Source organism: Microcoleus harperi Pol14_C6 (assembly GCF_036701295.1).
In the GTDB taxonomy this organism is placed as follows: domain Bacteria; phylum Cyanobacteriota; class Cyanobacteriia; order Cyanobacteriales; family Microcoleaceae; genus Microcoleus.
In genome coordinates, this window is record NZ_JAUBQN010000008.1 from 125046 (window position 1) to 147022 (window position 21977).

The window sequence follows — 21977 nt, forward strand, 5'->3', positions numbered from 1 at the left end:
TAAGCCGCAGGTGAAAGAAACCCCTGGTTGAAATTAATTGACACCAGTCCGAGTCCATTTTCTCACAACTCAAAGGAAATATTATGCAGGAAATGTGGAAAACTTTTTTTACTTCCGGGCCATTTATTCCTCACGGCCACTGCTATCTCTGGCATACCCCGTTAGTCTGGCTTCACCTTGCCTCAGATTCTATCATTGCACTCGCGTATTTTTCCATCCCGATTACATTGGTTTATTTTATTTCCAAACGGGAAGATTTGCCCTTTGATTGGATCTTTGCCCTGTTTGGAGCCTTTATCGTCGCCTGTGGCATGACTCACATATTTGAACTTTGGACACTTTGGCATCCTACCTATTGGCTTTCAGGCACAATGAAAGCAATTACTGCCGTTATTTCATTTGCTACAGCGATACTTTTGGTAGACTTAATGCCTCAAGCCCTAGCACTTCCCAGCCCCGCACAGTTAGAATCCGCCAACCGACTCCTAGAAGCTGAAATTGTCGAGCGCCAATTAGCCGAAGCTGCACTAAAAAAAGCCAAAGAAGAATTAGAAATTAGAGTTGAGGAACGCACCGCAGCATTAAAGTCTCAAACTCAACATTTAGAATTGGCAAACCAACTCCTAGCATCGGAAATTGTCGAGCGCCAATTAGCCGAAGCTGCACTAAAAAAATCTAAAGAAGAATTAGAAAACCGAGTTGAAGAACGCACGGCAGAGTTAAAGTCTCAAACTCAACAGCTCGAACAAGCATTGTCTGAATTGAAGCAGGCTCAATCCAACCTAATTCACAGCGAAAAAATGTCATCTTTAGGACAATTAGTCGCTGGGGTTGCTCATGAAATCAACAATCCGATTAACTTTATTTACGGCAATATTACTCACACCCGCCAGTATGCCAATAGTTTGCTAGAACTGGTGAATCTCTATCAAGAGCAGTATCCGAATCCCTTACCAATAGTTCAAGAAAAAATCGAGTCTATAGATTTAGACTTTATCATCTCTGACCTGCCAAAAATATTAATTTCTATGAGAAACGGCGCTGAGCGGATTTTTGGTATTGTCAAATCGCTGCGAATTTTTTCTCGCCATGACGAAGCAGAAATGAAATTAGCCGACATTCATGAAGGAATTGACAGCACACTGATGATTTTGCAAAGCAGATTGAATGCTAAGCCAGATTGGGCGAATATTCAAGTTATCAAAGAATATGGGAATTTACCCCGAATAGAGTGCTACCCGGGACAGCTAAATCAAGTGTTTATGAATATCCTGGCTAATGCTATTGATGCTTTAGAAGATGACATCCACAGCGAGTCGATTGCAGCCAATGAAGCTAATCCCTACCTCATCCAAATCTCTACCAAACTTTTAGACAGTCAAGGGGTAGAAATCAGAATTAGCAACAACGGGCCCGAAATAACAGAATCCGTGAGAAACCAGTTATTTAATCCATTTTTTACCACTAAACCAGTAGGTAAAGGCACGGGATTAGGTTTATCGATTAGCTATCAAATTATCACAGTAAGACATAAAGGCGAATTGCACTGTATTTCTGCACCTGGGAAAGGTGCAGAATTTATTATAAAAATTCCGATTAGCCTACAATAAACCTTTAAGAATCCCCATAAAACCTACGTTCAACTGTTAGTAGTCACTGCGAAAAGTCGTGATTTAAAAAAATACCCAGGTAGCCGAATTATTTAAGAATTATTGTATCTAACACAATCCTGAACCTCAAACATCGCCCATAATATTATTACTCAAACTTACCCATTGAGCCACGCTTAAATCTTCAGCGCGAGATTGAGGATTTATCTGTAACTCTTCTAGCACTTGAACAAGTTTATCTAAATCCACAGCCCCTTTCAAATTATTTCGCAGCATCTTGCGCTTGCTACCAAATCCCAACTTCACTAAATTCTCCAAATAGCGCGGATTAACCGCCGCAGTTTCTATCTGTCTGGGAAGCAGCCGCACCACGGCGGAATCGACTTTTGGCGGCGGAAAAAAGTCTTTAGACGGCACATCGCAAATTAACTCGCATTCTGCTAAATACTGCACCCGCACCGACAGCGCGCCAAAAGCTGTCGAACCCGGTTTAGCGTAAAGCCTTTGGGCCACTTCTTTCTGCACTAACAGCACGATGGAATCGAAGGGTTTAGCAGCAGGAACAGATATCGTTCCCAGCAGTTTTTGCAGGATCGGGCCGGTGATGTTATAAGGAATATTGGCAACAACTTTATTAGGATTTTGGAATTTTGGAAAAGCCCTTAATTCAGCCTCTAAGTCCATTTCCAGGATGTCGCCTTGCAGCAGTAAAAAATTGTCGGTTTTGCCGAGTTGTTTGGCTAGTTTGAGACACAAATCTCGATCGATCTCCACAGCAACAACAGACTCAGCCGCAGGCAGCAAACGCCGAGTCAAAATCCCCGTACCCGGCCCAATTTCCAGGACGCGATCGCGATCCAAAGAAGCCGCTTTCACAATCTTATCTAAGGCTTTCTCGCTTTTGAGCCAATGTTGAGCAAACTGTTTTCGGGGTCGGGTCGATCGCATTTTTTGAATTTTTGGAGAAATCTTAGCCTGTCATTCTATCACAGCTCACTAACTTTTCCCAACCTACGGTGATGTTTATTTTTGTTAACAGGGGTTGAATTAACCAAAAAACTTGGGCACTATAATAAGGACAAACGATAAAAAATAAATTTATTTCTTCCCAATTACCAACAGCACAACACATAAGTCACGGGGACAGGGATAGCTGTTTTTCCAAATAACCAATAACAAATAACCAATAACAAATAACCAACAACCAATTACCACTTCCCAAAAAATGAAATTCCAACGAGTATTTGGTACATTACCCACAACCACAGCCAGCGCCCCCGGCAGAGTAAACCTGCTGGGCGAACACACAGACTACAACGATGGATTTGTACTTCCAACTGCGATTCCCCAGCGCACCACAGTACAAATCGGCTTCAGCAGTGACGATCGCCACCATTTTTATTCAGCAGAATATGATGAACTCATAAATTATTCAGACGACGATACCATACCGCAAAAATTCGTCAGTTATATTTGTGGCTGCCTGAGACTTTTAGAAAAAGAAGGATACAAAATACCGCCAATAAATCTCTACATTACCTCGACTGTACCGATCGGAGCTGGTTTGTCCAGCAGCGCCGCTTTAGAAATAGCAACCCTCAGAGGAGTGCGCGCGCTGCTGAACCTCCCCCTAGACGACGTGCGGCTAGCTCAAATCGGACAGCAAGTCGAAATCCGCTATGCCGGCTTGAACTGCGGCATCATGGATCAAATGGCGTCGAGTTTAGCAGACACTAACACCATGCTATTGATCGACACCCGCAGCCTCGAATGCCGCCCGATACCTTTTCCCACAAACACAGAAATTTTAATAATTGACAGTGGCGAAAGCCACGAACTGGCAGCAGGAAGCGGCTACAACCAGCGACGCGCCGAGTGTGAGGAATCCGCGCGGATATTGGGGGTAAAAGCTCTCAGAGATATCGTCGATCCCCAAGCTGTCGAAGTATTGCCCGAACCCCTCAGAAGACGAGCGCGGCACGTGGTTACTGAAAACAACCGCGTACTCGAAGCGGTAAAATCTTTGCCAGCCAAACGTTTTGGCGAGTTAATGAATGCTTCCCATGCCAGTCAGCGCGACGACTACGAAGTTTCGACACCGGCAGTAGACACGCTGGCGGCAATCTTGCAGTCAATTCCCGGAGTCTTCGGCGCAAGGCTGACGGGCGGAGGTTTTGGCGGTGCTTGCGTAGCGCTGGTGGAGAGTGGGAAAGCGGGTGCGATCGCATCCGAGGCGATCGATCGCTACCAGCGCGCGGGTTATAGCGGCCGCGTTTTGGTTCCCGAAGTTAAAGTTACTTCTTAACTCCAGAACTATCTCCCGACAGGGAAGGCCAGCGCACAGTCACGATCACCGAATCCTCATCCGCCGACCAATAATGAGGCACTCCCGGTAGCCAGAGAGCATAATCTCCTTCGCGAGAAAGCAAGATTTCTTGCTCTGGAAATTGCAGGCGAAACCGCCCTTTTACCAGGATAGAAAGCGTGGTGGCTGTCGCATTTACCGCCCACTGAGTCCTACAATCTCCGGCGGGGTGAGCGCCCCATTTTACCTCTAAAACAGAAGTCGATCGCGGGTCATCTTCAGGCGTCATAAAGTGACCCGCAAACCAACCGCCCCGACTTGCACCTTCAGCGCCCGCATTTCCGAAAATCACTTGAGATGACATCAGCTAATCAGGTAAACAACAAAGATGGTTAGATCGGACATCTTGCACCATTTTCAATAAGCTTTTTATGGGCGGGCAGGATGCCCACCCCACAAGAAATTCACTCTTTGTGGAACAGGCCGGAAAGCCTGTTCTTGAAAATATTGCTCTTCGGTGAGTTAAATCGGAGGGAGTAATTTAACTTATTACTTGCGGCCCGAAGGTTGACCTTCCGTAGTCGCTATTTCCCCAGCTTCCATCAACTGCTTAAAGCGACGTAAATCATTGGCAATTTGCTGTTCGGGAGCTTCGCCAAATAGTTTAGCAGCGCCAGCACCAATTGCACCGCCCGGAGGGTTGTATTCGATGACAACTTTTACCTCTGTACCCCGTCCCGCTGATGCCGGTTGAAAGCGCACAAAACCCGAATTGTCAACATCCGCTCCTTCCACAGACGCCCAAGCAATTAAGCGATTTTCTTCTTCGCGGACAATCTCTGCATCCCATTCCACACTATTGCCCATCGGCGCGCTAGCAATCCAGTGAGAACGTTTTTCATCTATTACCGTAACGTGTTTGAGATGCTTCATAAACCGAGGCAAATTTTCAAAATTGCGCCATAAACGGTACAATTCCTCAGCCGGTTTGTCGATCGTCACCGTCTTTTCAACTTTAATGCTTTGATTCGGATCGGCAGCAGACTGCAAACCCTCCACAACCCCCAGCCCGCGCGCCGCTAAACCGCCGCCCGCAACCGCCAGCAAAGCACCTCGCAAAGAACGCTGCGACAAACCAAAAAGCACCAGCGCGCCGCCGCCAATTAAAGATGCCCAGCGTTCGGTATCGCCGGTGTTAATTTGATTTTGTTTGTCGGAATTTGTCATTGAAGTAGATTCCATTGTTTTAAACCTGGTAAATTAATAGCGGAAAATAGCAGCTAAAGGTGCCTCGTCCGGAACTTTTTCTGGCGGCACCGCGTAAACAGTTCCGCCGTTGAGAATAGTTTGAATTGCTGCGGCATTCAACAAATCTTCGTCGCCCAGTTCTGCCTCGGGGTGGATTTGCACCGAGTTCGTATCGGGATTAAAACTACCCCACTGCTGAACGCCAAGAGCAACAAACAGTCGATCGACCCGTCCAAAATAAGCAGCCGAAACAGCTTCTTTCAAATCAGCAGAAATTTTATCGCTTCCTGTCAGATCGTGGTATTGTGCGATCGCCTCTGACTGAGCCTGCAAAAACAAAGGTTCCACCAGCGGCAAAGCTTGGGCCCGCAACTCTTCCGGCTTGAGAAGTTTCGGATTGCCTGTAATTCCTTCTTCAACTAAATGCGCGTAGGTATTTGCTTCTCGGTAAAGCGGGAGCACATACTCAACTCCAGCTAACACTAAAGGAGCTTTTTTATTGCGCAAATATTCGTGCAGCGCCGCATCGATTATGTGGAAATACTGCAATATTTCGTGCTGGCGCTCATCTTGATCGGGACTTCTTTGACCGTGAAAACTTCCCGGATGCTGAAAAGAATTATTAGTGCCTCCCTTTGCAGTAGCAATCCGAAACTGACCATCTTTAGCTGTAGGGTCATATTGCAGAGCGTCATCAAGGCTTTTCGGCAAGTTTTCAACTTCAACTTCCCGAGCACTGTAAGCCGTACACTCAATCAGCCTCACTTCCTTCTGACTGAGAGCTAAAACATAAAATAAATTATCTCCTGTCAGCAAAGGCATCAGCGGTTTGACGTGAAAATTGTCGCTCACAACCACTAATTCATCAAAATTCACCGGACAGGTATAGTAGCGGAAAAATCCCGAACCGACAAAAATCGCTAGCAGGTTGCTTTGATTTTCCCAAAAGTTTTCCTGCTCAATTTGTGCTCGGACTGGCTCTAGCAATTGGGCAGCTTCTTTTTTGTCAAATCCGTACTCTACTATTTTGTCTTCAGCCTCTCTGATTAAATTTTTGAACCCAATCGGATTTTGTTGAATTTCTGTTCCTTGAGCTACTGGCATATAAATAGAGACGCACAATCCAGGAGATTGTTGTACCAGCGCTTTGAGTTCCTCTACAGATATTAAGTTCACCCCTGAAACTCCTTTTCTAATAAAGGGTGGTGTAATGAAAACAACCGATTTTTTAAAATGTATCTCCCCTGGCGTGGCGCCTGCGTCTGCCTAAAGTAATGATCGCCTGCTGTAGAGCCTTTCATCCCCGAACTAAAACAGGGTTTGCAGCCGCTGTTCCAATCGAAATGCTTATCACCTAAGATAGACGGTGCTAACTCAGCTGCTACTTTACCATAATTTAGTTGAGTCTGGTTTAACTAATCGTTATATATAATAATAATGAAAACACAACTGTTTCTGAGGTTGATCTGGGCAACATTTATTGCCTATACCTTACTGCTAGCTCCTCTCGATCAGCCCCGGGCCAACGCATCTAAATTTTATGTTAACAGAATACGGTATATTAGCAAATAATTATTGAGTACCTACAAAACATTTAATTAGAGTGCGTTTTTCTGAATCTCAAGCCTAAAATTACCATTGCCGACTATTTTTTTAACTTAGAATATCCAAAACTTGAACGGACGAGATGCCATCAATTAATTGATATTATCACCATCTCAATTTGTGCGGTGATTTGCGCTGCTGATACATGGGTGGATATCGAAAGTTACGGTCGGTATAAATACGAATGGTTAAATAAATTTTTACAAATACCGAATGGCATACATTCACATGATGACACAATCGTGCGAGTATTTTCTCGTCTCAAATCCGAGTAATTTCCGAAGTTTTTTTGTAGTTAGATTCAATCTATTAGTTACTTCAATCCAGGAGAGGTAATCGCCATTGATGGCAAAACTCTTCGCCATTCTTACTATGGGGAGGAAATAAAAAAGCAATTCATCTGATCGGTGCTTGGGCGACAAGTCAAAGATTGGTTTTAGGGCTAGTTAAATTTTATAAAAAGTCTAAATTGAATCACAGCAATTTATGTTTTAATCAAAGTATTGTAATTAAAGGGAAGCATTGTCCCGATTGATGGTATCGGCAGCCATAGGTCAATTGTGAAGTCAATTGTCAAAAAAAAGAGATTATGTAATCACCTTAAAAGAGAACCCGCCATCCCTGTATACCAGAGTACAAGAGTTCTTTAAAAAAGCAATTACACAATAATTTTCGGATTTACTTTACATATACAGGTTATTCTCCCTAAAAAAAACTCGCGCTCGCTCATAAATAAAAAATTCCTTAATATCCAGTGAAATACAAAAGCTAATTTATCTCGATAATAAATCGAAAAACTTCCTATTATAGCTATGATATAATCCGTGCGAATAGTGAAAAAAAAATATTGAAACTCGTTATTACATTAGTATTTTACCAAATAACACTCAAAATATTAGTGAATAGGTCGCAACCATTGGGGTATTGAAAATCCTTTACATTAGGTATTAAATGTGGTTTTTGTGAAAATTATTGTTGGAGTAGAAAAGATAATGCTTCGCAAAACTTTTCATAGCAATGAGCCTGTGATCAAAAAACTCAATACGCGATGTACTAAAAAATCTCATAGATGGTCTTAATGAAGTCTGGTTGAAAACTGGTAAATATTGGAAAACTCCCTGTACAGCAGCTATTACCAAAGCCCGACAAAGATTAGGGCAAGAGTGTAATGAGATAGTTGTTTCATCGATTGGTACGACCAATGGCTACGACTGAAACAGTAGGAGCATTGCTCAATGGATTGAGAGTTGTAACAATAGAGGGAACCTGTTTCGACATCCCTTCTGGGTGATGAAAGTGCCAGAGTTTTTGGTTGTCCAGGTAGCAGCCCAGGTACACTAACTGCGTTCCCTCAAGCTAGATTAATTATTTTATTAGAAACAGGAACACATTTAATATTTGATACCTTAATATGTCCATATAAGATGAAGAAGGAGTAATAGCTTTAAGATTAGTGCGCTCAGTTACTAAAAAAATGTTGTTAATGGGGGCGCGTGGTTTGCATTCATACGCGATGGTTTTAGCCACGCTCAGTAGCGGTTGTGACTATTGAGGAAGAATTCCGTCGAATGTTAAATTACTCAACGAAACACAACTAGAAGATGCTTCTTACTTAAGTTTTATTAATCCTCCAGCCCAATTCAGAAAAAATGATTTGAGTCCAGACCAATCCGAGTAATCGAGTACACAATTAAAAACTTAAACAACCGAACAGCAGAAATTAGATATCGTTTGATTACAAGTTTATTGGATAGTCAAAAATTTCGGGTAAACTTACTCGATGCCGAATATCATCAAGGGTGGGAAGTCGAAAATACAATTGATTAACTCAAGGTACATCTCTTAGGTCAAACTCATATTCGTTCTCAAAGACCAAGAGAAGTAGTGCAATAAATTTATGGTGTATTATTAGGACACTGGGCAGTACGGTCATTAATTTGTCAAGCAGCGCATAGTGCAGAGATTTCACCATTAAGTATTTCCTTCACCAGTACATTACGAGTTATTCGTCGTGCCGTCCCAAAAAATCAGCGATTAGAACCACAAAAAATCCCATTTTTTTAACTTGGTTGAATTTGGATATACTTGATACAACTTTACCGCAAAGAGTTCAGATAAAGAACCCAAGAGTTGTTAAAAAACCTGTTTCAAAATTTAAATACAAAAAAGTTAAACACAGAGGTATTGGAATAAAAATGAATCCTCCTGTTTTTACTATCTTAAAGCCTCCCAAACCTTAAGTAAACCGTATTCCATTAGGCGACACTAATACAGCGTCTACACTGTCTACAGATTTGTCCACACTAAACAATAACAGCGTCGTGTCTACAACCCCGTGATGGAGCGGATAGCCGCCATTGAGGAACGGCTGGAAAAATTGAGTACCTGAGTGACGGCAACGATGAATCGCTCAGGCAGGAATTGAAAGCGGCGAACAAGCAGCTTACAGAATGCGATGCAGAACTGAATCAGTTACACGAGCGCAACGGCGACTTAGGACTGAAGGTGCAGATGTTGGAGCAAGAACTCAAGGAAGCAGGGCGCTCACTGGAACATAATAACAACTCAGCTCCGACCGTTGCAGAATCTGCAGAGCCGACCGATATGCTCAATCAGTTAAAAGCGCGGCGCAAAAAGTCAAGGGCAGACTTGGCTAACATGGAAGCAGTTTTGGGGCTACTCAGCTACTTAGAAGAGTCGGACTGAGCTAAGGATGAGCAGAAAATGGAATATCCTAGAGAGTAATAAATCTGAAATCCTTTACCTGTAAAGAGTTAAAGTCAATCGGGATGACAGGATTTGAACCTGCGACCCCCTCGTCCCGAACGAGGTGCGCTACCAAGCTGCGCTACATCCCGAAATTAGTCACTATATTTTAACCTTATCACATTCAAGTTAAAATTTAGCAAGCTCGTATATAATGATTTGTAAAACACTACTCAGGCGGAGACAGACGTGACAGTTAAGCCCCAGTGGTTGCGAGTTAAAGCCCCCCAGTGGGAGCGCGTCGGCAACGTCAAAGAAATTTTGCGGGATTTATCCCTGAATACGGTTTGCGAGGAGGCGTCGTGTCCGAACATCGGCGAATGCTTCAACGCAGGTACTGCGACATTTTTGATTATGGGCCCGGCTTGTACCCGCGCCTGTCCTTACTGCGACATCGATTTTGAGAAAAAGCCGCAACCTTTAGATCCCACGGAACCCCAAAGATTGGCACAAGCGGTGCAGCGGCTCAAACTCAACCACGTCGTGATTACCTCTGTCAACCGGGACGATTTGCCGGATGGGGGCGCGTCTCAGTTTGTCGAGTGCATTCAAGCAGTGCGATCGGCGATGCCCGATACAACTATAGAAGTTTTGATTCCCGACTTGTGCGGTAACTGGCAGGCTTTAGAAATCATTCTCGCAGCCCGACCAGAGGTACTAAACCACAATACCGAAACCGTAAAGCGACTTTACCGCAAGGTGCGGCCGCAAGGAAAGTACGATCGCAGCTTGGAACTATTACAGCGAAGCCGCGAACTCGCACCTGGGGTTTACACCAAATCCGGCATCATGGTGGGACTCGGAGAAACAGACACCGAAATTCGAGAGGCGATGCAGGACTTACGGGCTGTCGGCTGCGATATTTTAACAGTTGGACAGTACCTGCAACCGACTCAAAAGCACTTGAACGTAGAAAACTTTGTGCCTCCAGAACAGTTTGATGCTTGGAGAAAGTTTGGCGAATCTTTGGGATTCTTGCAAGTTGTCGCTTCTCCCTTAACTCGCAGTTCCTATCACGCCGAACAGGTGAGGGAACTGATGAAACTTTACCCACGCTAGCAATTTTAATTTGAGTTGACTCGCGCCCGATCTCACCATTCTCACTAAAAGCAGATCAACCGGGTAACAGCGAGGAAAAACTTGCGCTTTATATGCAGGCCTAGGGCAAAAAACCCGGTTTTAGATGCTGGTGTTCTGGGCGTGATGTTAAGCTGGAAGCAGCAGCCAACACCAAAACAATTATCGGTCGATCGTCGCCTCAAAGTCGCGACTTACGCAAAAGAGATCCAGAAACCGGGTTTCTTCCTCAAACTTCTAGGTTTTAATCAAGAAATTTGAGGAAGAAACCTGGTTTTTGCGTCAACCAATAACTCGGTACTGCGGACTCTAGCAACTCTCAAGCCCTTATTCTGTAATGGATTAAACTTCTGCGCTCACTGCAGCGTATTTAATCAAGAGCGCCGAGTTATATAAAGTTTTATTAAAAAAATGGCTAATTTTCCGAAGTGATCGGGAACCAGGTTATTGGTGATGAAGATTAACTTAACTTCTGACTAACGTCACTTGTTTCTAGCCAGTCACTATCTATACTAGCTACATAAACAAAGAAGTACAACACACTTTTCGGGCCTTCAACCTGTTACATCAGAAAGTTCTTAGCGTTTTCCAGAATCTTGGTAAAACAAGTGGGGCAGCAAAAGTTCGATCGAACAACAGCAGAAAAGTCAGAAAAGTTAGTAAAGAAACACAAAGCGGTGATGCTTCGTCTTAACCAAATGGGCATCTTAATTATAAATAACCGCTAAGCGTAGCATCTTTTCACCCGGAGCAACTGAGAAAATCACTATGCCAGCCACCTCTTTTTACGCTGAAGCTGAATTCGACGAACAACTGCGAGTCAATCCCTTGCAAGGTGATGTGTTGGATGAAGATGCTGAAGAAGCTGGAGACGAACTGCTCGACCAAGACCCAGCAGAGACAGAAGATGCAGACCCAGCAGCCAAATTGCAAAAAAATGCCAGCCGTCGCACTACAGATTTAGTGCGCCTGTACCTCCAAGAAATAGGCCGGGTTCGTCTCTTGGGTAGAGACGAAGAAGTGTCGGAAGCTCAAAAAGTTCAGCGCTATATCAAATTGCTGGAATTACGCAACACCGTCGCATCCCAGGAAGAAGGGCTAATTGCGCGCTTCGTGCATTTAATTGAGGTGCGCGATCGGTTATCCGCACAGTTGGGACATAAACCTTCCCTGGAACGCTGGGCATTAACCGCCGGTGTCGGTGACGTGCCAGAACTCAAGCGAATTATGTCCGAAGGCAAGCGCCAGTGGGCCGAGTTAGCCGAGATGACGGTCGAGACGATCGAAAGAATTCAAGCTGAAGGCGTCGAAGCTAAAGACCACATGATTAAGGCGAACCTGCGCCTGGTGGTTTCGGTGGCGAAAAAATATCAAAATCGCGGTTTAGAATTGCTCGACTTAATACAAGAAGGTACTCTCGGACTGGAGCGAGCTGTAGAAAAGTTTGACCCGACGCGGGGCTATCGGTTTAGCACCTATGCCTACTGGTGGATTCGGCAGGGAATTACGCGGGCTATCGCCACTCAAAGCCGCACAATTCGCCTCCCCGTCCACATCACCGAAAAACTTAACAAAATCAAAAAAGCCCAGCGCAAAATTTCTCAAGAAAAAGGTCGGACAGCTACGATCGAAGACATCGCTGTCGAGTTGGACATGACGGCGCCCCAAGTCCGAGAAGTTTTGCTGCGAGTCCCCCGTTCTGTTTCTTTGGAAACTAAAGTGGGCAACGAAAAAGATACAGAGTTGGGCGACTTGCTCGAAACCGACAGCATCTCCCCAGAAGAAATGCTGATGCGAGAAGCTCTGCACCGCGACTTGCAGCAACTGCTGGCAGATTTGACCAGCCGCGAGCGAGATGTAATTCTGATGCGCTTTGGTTTGGGTGACGGACACCCCTATTCCCTGGCAGAAATCGGTCGTGCCCTCGACTTGTCCCGCGAGCGCGTCCGCCAAATTGAAGCCAAAGCTTTGCAAAAACTCCGCCAACCCAAGCGTCGCAACCGCGTGCGCGACTATCTGGAGTCTCTGACTTAAATTTGGCCGGTCAGTCAGCGCGATTAATCAGGGAGCAAGGCATTTGGCACTTGTGCAGAAGGCATGAGGCATTCGGCAGAAGTAACAATATTTACTTCTAAAAAACTTCTCTGTCCTCTGCAGCAAGTCATCAAGCTTGTTAAAAGTCAAAAAATATCAAAAACCAAATTTTTTCCTCAATCTTTTTTCAATAAGCTGCGATATTTGCAAAATATCTCGATCGTTGTGTATTATTGTCAATAGGCAGACTTTCTTGAGAGGGTCACTATGGCACTTTACACCGCGTCCTCATTCAAATCCGAACTCAATGACAAAGGCTGGCGGATGACTCCCCAACGGGAAACCATCTTGCACGTGTTTCAGAACCTCCCCAAAGGCAATCACCTGAGTGCGGAGGATTTGTACACTTTGTTAAAAAATCGCGGAGAAAACATTAGCTTGTCCACCATTTACCGAACTTTAAAGTTAATGGCAAGGATGAGCCTCCTCCGGGAACTCGAACTAGCAGAAGGTCACAAACACTATGAAATAAACCAGCCTTACCCGCATCACCACCACCACCTAGTCTGCGTTCAGTGCAACAGAACGATCGAATTTAACAACGATTCGATTTTGAAAATTGGCATGAAGCAAGCTGAAAAGTCTGGGTTGCACCTGCTAGACTGCCAGCTAACCATTCATACGGTGTGCCACGAAGCTTTGCGGATGGGATGGCCGTCTTTGGTTTCCAGCAATTGGTCTTGTCCGAGGTCGATCGCCCACAACGGCAGCAGCGCCCCGGATTCAATCGAGTGATAGTACACTATTTTCGCATTTCAAGTACGGCTTGTTACAAGTTTTAACAAAAATCGGTAGCCCAAGTGCGATCGCAGTTACGCAGAAACCGGGTTTCTTAAGAAAAATACATCATTTCAGGAATGAGTCGGAAACGAGAAACCCGATTTCTTTGATGTAGCGTCCGCAAGCCTGGGGCTAAAAAGTTTGGCTCAACAAATCGTCGCTGCTGACCCCGTAACTGCGCTGAGCTCGATCGAGGGCGTCTCTCGTCGAAGCATCGAAAACTCCGCCGATGGGCCCTGTGTAAAAGCCGAGGTCTTGCAGCCGCCTTTGTAATTGCTGAATGCTCGATCGAGAGTTGAAACTGCTGCTAATTGGAACAGCAGGAACAGCTATCCGGCCAGCTAATCCGTTTTGGAGCGCAGCCAAAGTCGCCGGAGTGGCAATACCCGTCGCCGGTGACAAATTGCGTTCTTGCTGAAACGATAGCACCGCAAACTGGGTCTCGGCTCCAAATACTCCGTTCACCGGGCCGGGGTTTTTGCCCAGACTTCTGAGCGAAGACTGAAGTTGTCGGACAGCAGGCCCAGTATCGCCCCGTCGCAGACCAGCAGCGATTTGCGGCACAGGCGCTGCTGCCTGCCTGTTACCTTGCCGCAAAGCCGATCGAGTGCTGCGATCGACCCTTCCAGTCCCGAACATCCCCCTATCCCTCTGAAAGCGGATCAAAGCTGCCTGAGTTGGTCGATCGAACCAACCGTGAATCTGGCTCCTGTAATAACCCAATTCTTGCAGGCGCCGCTGCACAAATTCTACTTGTCGGCCTCTGTCACCCAACTCTAGAAAATCTCCGCCATTAATCTGTTGGTCATCTTCCTCAGTCCATGAGGTAATTTCCGCTTGCCTCATCTGGGCATCGATAGCAGTCAAAGTAGCAGTGTCAGCGCAGCCGTCAGAAACCAGATTGTAATCTTGCTGAAAACGAGTCACAGCGTAGAGAGTGCGTTCCCGAAACTTACCGTCAACGCCGCCTTCAAAATAGCCCAAAGCTTTTAATTGTCGCTGGATCAAGTCTACCGTTGCCCCTCTGTCCCCGAACCGCAGCCCCTTGCAACCGCCATTTCCCGAAATATTCCCTGGAAGCGTAACGGGGGGAACCGGCCGCGTGGAACCAAACAGCAAAGCTAAAGTTTGCCTATCGGCAACTCCAGTCACCCGCAGCCGATTAATTCGCTGGAAGTATCTAACCGCATTGAGAGTAACTTCGCGAAAACTCCCTGTGGGATGCGCGCTGAAGTAGCCTAGCTGCTTCAACCTGCGCTGGAGAGCGGAAACATCTGCACCTGCGTCTCCAAAACGCAGCTCCCGATAATTTGTATAAATAGTATTAAAAGGTCGATCGTCATCCCCGGCCAAACTGTTGAGTGCTATTACAGTAGCTCGATCGGGCCTACCAGTCAGCGACAGTTGATAGTCTCGCTGAAAGTTAGTCAGAGCTTGTTGAGTAACCGGGCCGAGTTGACCTGTTGAAGATCTGGGAAAATAGCCGAGTTCCCGCAACCTGTCTTGAACAGAGCGCAAATTGGGATATCCCGGATCTATTTGAGCAAAAGCCGAACCTGCTGCACTCAAAACCGACAGCATCAAAGCCAGAGACAGCAAACGGACGTAAGTTTGACTCGATAGGTTTTGCCACTTGGGCGCATCAAAAATTTTCGACTCTGCGGGTGCTTCGCAAACAAGAGCAAGTTCGAGGTAAGCAAGAGATTCCATAATTTTTTAGTGTGAAATTGTGGGTGGGTTGTGTGAGCAAACTACCAAAAATGATTTTTGGCACGCTTGGCTTGGATTCTACCAACGCTAAGTTCTACTTGAAAAGCGCGAAGCACCCGTTTTTCTAAAAAAATACCGTCAAAAATAATTACAGGTAATAACCAAGATAGCATCGCTGCTTCTAGAGACGCGAGACTAAGCAAAAAAGTTTGCAGGCATAGTCTTAGCCTTTAAGACCAAAAGAGAATAAGTTGTCAGGTAGTGTTGGCTAATATTTTATCCGGCTGCCGGTGAAATTACCACAAGACTTGCGAGCAGGCTGTCATCACCTTAATTTGTGGTCGGCTGAAGAGCCTGAAAGTGCAGGTTTTTTGTTATTAAGAAACGCGGCTTATTCATGTGGCGAGTGCGTCTGGGAAAGTACCGCGGATTAATCAAAAAACTACCCACTAAAAATCCCCACTTTTGCTAGTTGCAAATAGGGCGGGGATTTTTTGATAAGTTGACTTTGTATTAAAAAATCGACGATCGCTTAAATTAAGCCGAACCGATCGCAAATTACAGCTACTCCCGCTGCAAAAACAGTAATTGCGATGGCTACCAGCGGGTTTTGCCCTCTGCTAACCGCAAAAGAGGTAACGACCCCAGCTCCCAAAGCCGCAGTAACAGCAACAGTCGCCAAATCTCGATCGGGACGTTTGTCGTACATATTTTTTATTGTTGGTAGCTGTTAAGCTGAAAACTTACATCTTGTAATCCAAGCTACCACTCTTGCCTCTGCGGCGGTGACAACAGCCTGCCTTTTGCAACTAACCTTAAGATTTTGCTAATTTTCTTAACATACTCCCCTGAATAACCTAAGTTAGGATTATGTATTTTCGAGTTTTTATGTTGAGTTTTAGCTCTTGAAACCTTTTTTCTGCTGGGCTTTTATGTCAAATTCACGATTTGGCAGAGGCGATCGCACCCACAGTCTGTGCCCCTCAAATTGGCATCCCACATATCGTAAATAAATTTAACTTGACTTTTTGCAATAAATGTGTATTTCGCTACTGACAACAAAAGACAGGAAAAACCCAGGCGCTGGTGAACAATTTTCACACTGCGATTGCTTGGCTGCCCTCACAATGAGATGAGTATATTTGTTGTCTAATTACTATCTAAGTTTTATTCGCCCTCAACTTTTTCAGTATTGCCACCTTTGACCCAACCTTCGCGATTGTCATCCTCAATCCGAATTCGCTGCCACTCTTTGTCGGGCGACTCTTCCAAAACTACGACTCTTTCCTTGTAACCAACCCCGCCAATGCGGTTCGAGTCTCGGCTACCAGTATCCCGGAGAATTAAGCCGATCGGCTGAGTTACCAGAGCTCGGTAAGCTCCCGGTTCCAGCGGTTTGGGAGACGGGGCATCGCTATATGTAGAAACAGGGCTAGCCTGGGCTGTTGACTGCGGCGCAGCCCCTGCAACCTGAGCTGGTGTTTTGTCGTTGGGGAAAACAGGTTTTTCGGGCACAGTAGTTAGCTTAGCGGCAAAGTAAAGTGCAGCAGCCACGCTAGCACCTGCCATCAGGACGATCGCGAGCAGAAAACCCACTAAAAATTTGAAAACGCTATATACAGTGTTCATAAAACCGCAAATGAAGGAAGAAGGAAGAGGGAATAAGGAAGAAGGAAGAGGGAATAAGGTTGACTGTTGAGTGTTGACTGCTGAATGTTGGGTAAAATCTGGTAACTGCCAACTGACAACTGGCTACTAACTACTGACTACTGACTTCAAAAGCTTAACCTTGAATCCGGCGGCTCAGACTGCCGTATCTAGAAGCAAGGCGAGCTTTCCCAGCAGCGGCCCAATCTTGGAGAAACTGGATTTGTTCTTGAGCTGTTCTGGCTAAGGGCACCATCTGACTAGCTGATTCTAAAATATCATCTGTGGTAAAGTCTCGATTTTGGCTAAACCCAATGTGCATTGCTTCAATCAAAGTTTGCTCGATTTCGGCTCCTGAAAAATCGGGAGTTTCGTAAGCCAAGCGCTCTAAATCGTAATTTTTGATGCTGTGCGATCGCAACCGCAACAAATGTACCTCAAAAATCGCCCGCCGTTCCTCCTGGCTGGGCAAACCCACAAAAAATATTTCGTCAAACCTGCCTTTTCTCAGCATTTCTGGCGGCAAAGACTGGATGTTGTTGGCTGTTGCGACTACAAACACTGGCGAAGTTTTTTCTGCCAACCAAGTAATAAAAGTCCCGAACACCCGGCTAGTTGTCCCGGAATCCCCTTTACCGTCTAATCCCGCAAAAGCTTTGTCAATCTCGTCAATCCACAGCACGCAAGGGGCCAAAGCTTCTGCTAGCTGAATCATTTGCCTGGTGCGGGATTCCGATTCTCCGACTAATCCGGCAAACAAGCGCCCAACATCCAACCGCAGCAAAGGCAAATGCCAATGGTGGGCGATCGCCTTTGCTGTTAAGGATTTTCCGGTTCCTTGAATTCCGACTAACAACAAACCTCTGGGATGTGGCAAACCGTATTGGCGGGCTCGTTCGGTAAAAGCACCGCCGCGCCGCAGCAGCCATTCTTTGAGATTGTCCAAACCGCCGATATCGGAAATATTTTCGCGGGCTGGGTAAAAATCCAGAATTTGAGTTTGGCGAATTGTTTGGCGCTTTTCTTCTAAAATCAGTTCCGCGTCGTCGGGATGGAGTTCGCCTCTGGTGGCGATCGCCTTTGCCAAAACTCGGCGGATTCGTTCGATCGACAGCCCTTGACATGAGCGCACCATTTCATCAAGCAAACGCCCTTCAATGGCTTTTCCGGTTGCCCCTAACAGCCTTTCCACCTCAATTTTGATTTCCGCCGCCGCAGGAAGGGGAAACTCCAAAACAGTCATCACTTCGCTGAGGTCTTCTGGGATCGAAATTATAGGAGATACGATGACAATATTTTTGGGTACAGATTTGAGGAGTCTCGCCAAATTCCGCAGCTTGCGGGAAATCGAGACATCTTCCAAAAACCGCTGAAAGTCCCGCAGAATAAAAATTGCCGGCGCGGAGGCGGGCAATTTTTCGAGAAATTCTAAGGCTTGCAGCGGGTTGCGCTTGCCAAAACCTGTATCGTTGGGATTGCCTTGGTAGCCATCAACAAAATCCCAGATGTAGACGGCGCGAGAACCTTGTTTTTTGGCGCTTTGGGCGATCGCCGCTTCTACGCGCTCTTCTTCCCGTGTGGGAATGTAAATTAGGGGGTAGCGCGATCGCAGCAGTAGTTCAAACTCGTCGCTAAAAATAGTCATTAGTTATTAGTCAACTGACTAAGGCAATTGCCGTTTAAGTGCTTCCAGAGATGCCCAGCGACTGTCTGAGACTGTTTCGGAGCTTTCTGTATTTTTTGCATCATCAGTTAAAGAAATTCCCGGACATTCAGTATCGCATATCTGTTTGTGCGGCAGTTCCAAACACATTTGCTCGTACACCCAATCGCGCGGAGAGAAATAGCCACCTGGGGACAAATTTTCCACCAAATCTTCTAAAGCAACTTCTATTTCTGCTGAACTTGAATCTGCTTGATTTGCTGTTTCTTCGAGCCAGATTAGTTCCGATGAGTTTAGTGCCAAACGATGATTGTATTGTTTCAAGCATCGGTGGCAGGTGAGAGTAACTATTGTTTCTGCTTTCGCCTTCACCTCAAGATAATTTCCGTGGTGAGTCACTTGCAGTCGTCCTCGCACCGGAGTAAGAGTTTCTAAATCGGGGATAAATTCTTCAAAATCAATTACCTCTTTTCGCTCACTTTTTGTGAGTAGATGAGGGATATAAATTGTCTCCATAATCTTTTGCCTTCCTACTTCTTGAATTCAAAGGTCAAAAGGAATAGTTAATTTTTAACTTCTTCCTTCTTCCTTCTTCCTTCTTCCTTCTTTCGCGTCAGCGCAGCCGCACTACCAAACGCCGATCGGGTTCTTGTCCTTGACTGTAAGTTTCTATATCCTCACATTCGCTTAAAAAGCTGTGGACTTGACGGCGTTCTGCCGAAGAGAGCGATTTTATTTCAACTTCAACTCCCGTCGATCTGGCTTGATCTGCTGCGTACTCTGCCATCGATCGCAATTCCTCTTGGCGGCGGATGCGATAGCCATTTAGTTCAACTGTATAAGGAATTGACTCCTCTACTTCCTGACCTATATTCTGAACAGTGTTACATAGGTATTGAATGGCATCTATTACATTACCGTTTGGCCCGACTAAGATTGCAACTTGTTCTCGAGTCAGATTGCTTTCATCTATTGTCATCCAATAGCAATCTTTTTGTTGTTCGCATACCACTTTTGAAGGAATTGCGGACAGTTGTAGCAATTCTTCTAACCATGCCTGTCCGCGCTGCATTTGAGAGTCTTTCATTGTTGTTAAAATCAAGCCTTTTTCTTAGAACGCTTGGGCTCAAAGGGAAGTGCATCTAATCCTTGTTCTTTTTGGGTTTTCGCCTCTGCTTCGTCCACTATTTTTTGCAGGTTTTCGGGCAGCGGTTCTCGCGACAAAATAAACGATTGAACTGTTTGGAAGATGTTAGCAATCAGCATATACATCAACACGCCGGCGGGCAGCGGGAAGAACAAAAACATCCCTGAAAATATGACTGGCGTCAGTTTGTTGACTGTAGCCTGTTGGGGGTTGTCGTTTGGCCCTTGTGCTTGCCCTGAAAGAGTTTGGTTGATGTACAAACTGATGCCGAAGCCCAGGATCATTACCAAAATATCCCAGTGGATTGTACCGTCTGAGTCGATCGCGCCCACGCGGCCTAGAGCTTCAATAAACAGGAATCCTTTGTTACTAGCCAATCCGGGGATTGTGCCTTGAACTGTGGCTTCACCGGGCGCTACGGCCGTGATGTTGCCCTGTTCATCTACCTTGACGATTTCTTCGCCTTTAATGACTTTCCAGCCGGGTTCAAAGTCGATTTCGCTCTTATTTTCTGCAGCTAAAACTTTGAGAGGTTTGCCCTCTGGGGTTTGAAAATTAATTTTGGTTGTGTCGCCGACTGCGAGTTTGTCGCCGCCTGGAATTACGCCCACAACTGGAGCATGAAAAGTACCTGTGACGTAAATATTTTGGGGCGGTGTAGCAAAAGCTTGCGGTTGAACAGTTTCAATTTGTTCTTTGGGCAAAACTTGAACGTTAACGCTGTAATTTATGTCAGAAAACGGCGAACCCCTGAGCGTTGCAAACAGTGCAAACAGCACTGGCATTTGGAGCACCAACGGGAAGCATCCTGCTAGAGGATTACCGAATTCTTTGTATACTTTGCTCATTTCCTCCTGCTGTTTTGCAGGATTGTCTTTATAGAGTTTTTGAATTTGATCGACTCGCTCTTTCATCAACGGCTGTGCTACTTTCATGCGCCGCATATTGCGAAGAGAGCCTGCATTGAGAGGATAAAGAGCAAAGCGAATCACAAGCGTCAGAGCTACGATCGCTAAACCGTAGCTTGGCACGATCCCGTAGAAAAAATCTAGGATCGGGAGCATGAGGTTGTTGGAGAGAAACGAGATACCGAAATCCATTCGCTTTGAGTTAATTTAGGTGCTCTATGTTTGCTGTTGAGAACTATTTTTACCCGCTGGAGGCGAGCCGCCTCAATTTTTAGGGTTTTGTCTCTATCTTAGGACATTGCCCGTCGATCGACCGCCCAGTCTGCGGGTTTGTTGTAATGAGTTTGCCAATACTCGCACTCACTTTACCCTGATTTGAGGGCGAAGCGGTGCGGTTATTTAGCTTGGGCCGCGTTTGCTTTTTGAGCTGCTACGGGCAGTTTTTCGTTAATGTAGTCATACATTGCTCGAAATTTCGGCATAGCTCTGAGTTCCAAGCGGCTGCCATTTTTCATGGTGAGCACCATGTCTCCGTAAGTCCCGAAACCGCGAGGTACTGTGACGATTTTGACTATATCTGAGTAGATAACGTCTGTCTGATCGCCCCCCATCCAACCGCTGGTTACGGACACTCGGCGGCTCGTGATCCGATACCGCAGCCACAGAGCCCGGACAATTGCTCCTACTGCTAGGGGGATTCCCACCACAGTCAGCCCCAGGAGTAAATTGAGGATCAAGTCTCCCGGCGCGGGGCCGCCTTCATAATATACTTCCTCTCGAATTCCCATCTAGTACCTCGGCTTCTACCAACAACTGCTCTAATTCTTGCAGAATTTCTGCATAATTGCACTCTTGTGCGATCGGACGCACGACAATTACTAAATCCCACCCGAATTTTAATCGGGGCAATAGCTGTCGCAAAGCTGCCCGAATCTGACGCTTAATCCGGTTGCGGACTACAGCGCGTTTGCTGACTTTCAGGCTGATGGAAATGCCTGTGCGAGTTGGCTGCAAGGATTTTTCGGCTGTCGGTTTGCTTAATTCGACGCTTTTGGGTTTACGCAGAGCTCTTAAGCTGAAATGGGCCGAGTTACGGCGCATTCCCTTGCGGTATACGGCGCTGAAGTCTTTTCGGTGCTTAAGTCGGTTTGTATCGGGCAACATGGCGTAGGGCGATCGTTGAGGCCTCTCTACCTTGATGCAGTGCTAGACTGCGAGGCGGTGGCGACCTTTGCTGCGGCGAGCTTTGATTACCAATCGACCAGTCGCGGTACGCATTCTGGCGCGAAAACCGGATGTTCTTTTTCTTTTGCGGCTGGTTCCGTGCAGGGTTTGCTGTGTCATTTTGATTTCTCCCGGCTTGTTACTTTACTTTTGATTAATATTCACAATCTTCTAGTATACCATAGAGGGGTTT

The 21977-nt window shown here is 45.8% G+C and carries 21 protein-coding genes, 1 tRNA gene and 2 pseudogenes; 8 read left to right on the forward strand and 16 right to left on the reverse strand.

The features are described from left to right. Nucleotides 1-83 precede the first annotated feature (83 nt). Nucleotides 84-1610, forward strand: a complete 1527-nt coding sequence (locus tag QUA27_RS08960; protein ID WP_333067510.1) for a sensor histidine kinase — start codon at nucleotides 84-86, stop codon at nucleotides 1608-1610. A gap of 126 nt (nucleotides 1611-1736) precedes the next feature. On the opposite strand, the gene rsmA is transcribed toward QUA27_RS08960, so the two are convergent. Next, nucleotides 1737-2558, reverse strand: a complete 822-nt coding sequence (gene rsmA, locus QUA27_RS08965; protein WP_333067511.1) for a 16S rRNA (adenine(1518)-N(6)/adenine(1519)-N(6))-dimethyltransferase RsmA — start codon at nucleotides 2556-2558, stop codon at nucleotides 1737-1739. Between the two features lie 277 nt (nucleotides 2559-2835). Here rsmA and galK point away from each other — a divergent pair, with 277 nt between their 5' ends. Beyond that, entirely contained in the window at nucleotides 2836-3915 is a 1080-nt protein-coding gene (gene galK / locus QUA27_RS08970) for a galactokinase (protein WP_333067512.1), read from the forward strand. Here galK and QUA27_RS08975 read toward each other — a convergent pair. From QUA27_RS08975 to QUA27_RS08985, 3 genes are all read right to left on the reverse strand, one after another. Continuing rightward, entirely contained in the window at nucleotides 3905-4279 is a 375-nt protein-coding gene (locus tag QUA27_RS08975) for a signal peptidase I (RefSeq protein ID WP_333067513.1), read from the reverse strand. The genes galK and QUA27_RS08975 overlap by 11 nt on opposite strands. A 185-nt stretch (nucleotides 4280-4464) precedes the next feature. Then, complete coding sequence (locus tag QUA27_RS08980) at nucleotides 4465-5157, reverse strand: SRPBCC family protein (RefSeq protein WP_333067514.1); 693 nt, start codon at nucleotides 5155-5157, stop codon at nucleotides 4465-4467. Nucleotides 5158-5175: 18 nt separating this feature from the next. Continuing rightward, entirely contained in the window at nucleotides 5176-6339 is a 1164-nt protein-coding gene (locus QUA27_RS08985; protein WP_333067515.1) for a baeRF3 domain-containing protein, read from the reverse strand. 461 nt (nucleotides 6340-6800) lie between these two features. Here QUA27_RS08985 and QUA27_RS27360 point away from each other — a divergent pair, with 461 nt between their 5' ends. The 3 genes and pseudogenes from QUA27_RS27360 (at nucleotide 6801) to QUA27_RS08995 (ending at nucleotide 9474) form a co-directional block, all read left to right on the forward strand. Then, nucleotides 6801-7043, forward strand: a complete 243-nt coding sequence (locus QUA27_RS27360) for a transposase family protein (RefSeq protein ID WP_445251488.1) — start codon at nucleotides 6801-6803, stop codon at nucleotides 7041-7043. Nucleotides 7044-7773: 730 nt separating this feature from the next. Next, nucleotides 7774-8832 (forward strand): annotated as a pseudogene (locus QUA27_RS08990) (transposase domain-containing protein); the annotation flags it as partial. 357 nt (nucleotides 8833-9189) lie between these two features. Further along, nucleotides 9190-9474 carry a flagellar alpha dynein gene (locus tag QUA27_RS08995; protein WP_333067516.1) on the forward strand — a complete coding sequence of 95 codons (285 nt, stop codon included), beginning with the start codon at nucleotides 9190-9192 and terminating at the stop codon, nucleotides 9472-9474. Nucleotides 9475-9552: 78 nt separating this feature from the next. On the opposite strand, the gene QUA27_RS09000 is transcribed toward QUA27_RS08995, so the two are convergent. After that, nucleotides 9553-9626: transfer RNA gene (locus QUA27_RS09000), tRNA-Pro, on the reverse strand. Between the two features lie 91 nt (nucleotides 9627-9717). Between QUA27_RS09000 and lipA the strand changes: the two are divergent. The 3 genes and pseudogenes from lipA to QUA27_RS09015 all read left to right on the forward strand — a co-directional run. Continuing rightward, a pseudogene (gene lipA, locus QUA27_RS09005) lies at nucleotides 9718-10593 on the forward strand (lipoyl synthase); the annotation flags it as partial. Between the two features lie 786 nt (nucleotides 10594-11379). Continuing rightward, entirely contained in the window at nucleotides 11380-12645 is a 1266-nt protein-coding gene (gene sigC, locus QUA27_RS09010; RefSeq protein ID WP_333067517.1) for an RNA polymerase sigma factor SigC, read from the forward strand. 267 nt (nucleotides 12646-12912) lie between these two features. Beyond that, a complete protein-coding gene (locus QUA27_RS09015; RefSeq protein WP_190742311.1) occupies nucleotides 12913-13440 on the forward strand; it encodes a ferric uptake regulation protein in 528 nt (175 codons plus the stop codon). A gap of 177 nt (nucleotides 13441-13617) precedes the next feature. Here QUA27_RS09015 and QUA27_RS09020 read toward each other — a convergent pair whose 3' ends face one another. From QUA27_RS09020 to rpmH, 11 genes are all read right to left on the reverse strand, one after another. Next, nucleotides 13618-15195 (reverse strand): peptidoglycan-binding domain-containing protein, encoded by a 1578-nt coding sequence (locus QUA27_RS09020; RefSeq protein WP_333067518.1) that lies wholly within the window; start codon nucleotides 15193-15195, stop codon nucleotides 13618-13620. Between the two features lie 41 nt (nucleotides 15196-15236). Beyond that, nucleotides 15237-15368 carry a hypothetical protein gene (locus tag QUA27_RS09025; RefSeq protein WP_333067519.1) on the reverse strand — a complete coding sequence of 44 codons (132 nt, stop codon included), beginning with the start codon at nucleotides 15366-15368 and terminating at the stop codon, nucleotides 15237-15239. A gap of 359 nt (nucleotides 15369-15727) precedes the next feature. Further along, nucleotides 15728-15904: a hypothetical protein gene (locus QUA27_RS09030; protein ID WP_333067520.1), complete on the reverse strand. Its 177-nt coding sequence runs from the start codon at nucleotides 15902-15904 to the stop codon at nucleotides 15728-15730. A gap of 458 nt (nucleotides 15905-16362) precedes the next feature. Beyond that, nucleotides 16363-16824, reverse strand: coding sequence for an SH3 domain-containing protein (locus QUA27_RS09035; RefSeq protein WP_333067521.1), 462 nt, complete (start codon nucleotides 16822-16824; stop codon nucleotides 16363-16365). A 154-nt stretch (nucleotides 16825-16978) separates the two neighbouring features. Beyond that, on the reverse strand, nucleotides 16979-18487 hold the full coding sequence (locus QUA27_RS09040) for a Ycf46 family AAA ATPase (protein WP_333067522.1): 1509 nt from the start codon (nucleotides 18485-18487) through the stop codon (nucleotides 16979-16981). Nucleotides 18488-18505: 18 nt separating this feature from the next. Next, complete coding sequence (locus QUA27_RS09045; RefSeq protein WP_333067523.1) at nucleotides 18506-19021, reverse strand: YceD family protein; 516 nt, start codon at nucleotides 19019-19021, stop codon at nucleotides 18506-18508. A gap of 97 nt (nucleotides 19022-19118) precedes the next feature. After that, the gene (locus QUA27_RS09050) at nucleotides 19119-19592 is read right to left on the reverse strand and encodes a Jag family protein (protein ID WP_333067524.1); all 474 of its coding nucleotides are present in this window, start codon (nucleotides 19590-19592) and stop codon (nucleotides 19119-19121) included. 11 nt (nucleotides 19593-19603) lie between these two features. After that, nucleotides 19604-20752, reverse strand: a complete 1149-nt coding sequence (gene yidC, locus QUA27_RS09055; RefSeq protein ID WP_333067526.1) for a membrane protein insertase YidC — start codon at nucleotides 20750-20752, stop codon at nucleotides 19604-19606. A gap of 203 nt (nucleotides 20753-20955) precedes the next feature. After that, entirely contained in the window at nucleotides 20956-21348 is a 393-nt protein-coding gene (locus tag QUA27_RS09060; protein ID WP_333067527.1) for a PH domain-containing protein, read from the reverse strand. After that, the gene (gene rnpA / locus QUA27_RS09065; RefSeq protein ID WP_333039176.1) at nucleotides 21320-21724 is read right to left on the reverse strand and encodes a ribonuclease P protein component; all 405 of its coding nucleotides are present in this window, start codon (nucleotides 21722-21724) and stop codon (nucleotides 21320-21322) included. The genes QUA27_RS09060 and rnpA overlap by 29 nt, the downstream gene beginning before the upstream one ends. Before the next feature lie 42 nt (nucleotides 21725-21766). Continuing rightward, nucleotides 21767-21904 (reverse strand): 50S ribosomal protein L34, encoded by a 138-nt coding sequence (gene rpmH / locus QUA27_RS09070; RefSeq protein WP_006632320.1) that lies wholly within the window; start codon nucleotides 21902-21904, stop codon nucleotides 21767-21769. Nucleotides 21905-21977: the final 73 nt, after the last annotated feature.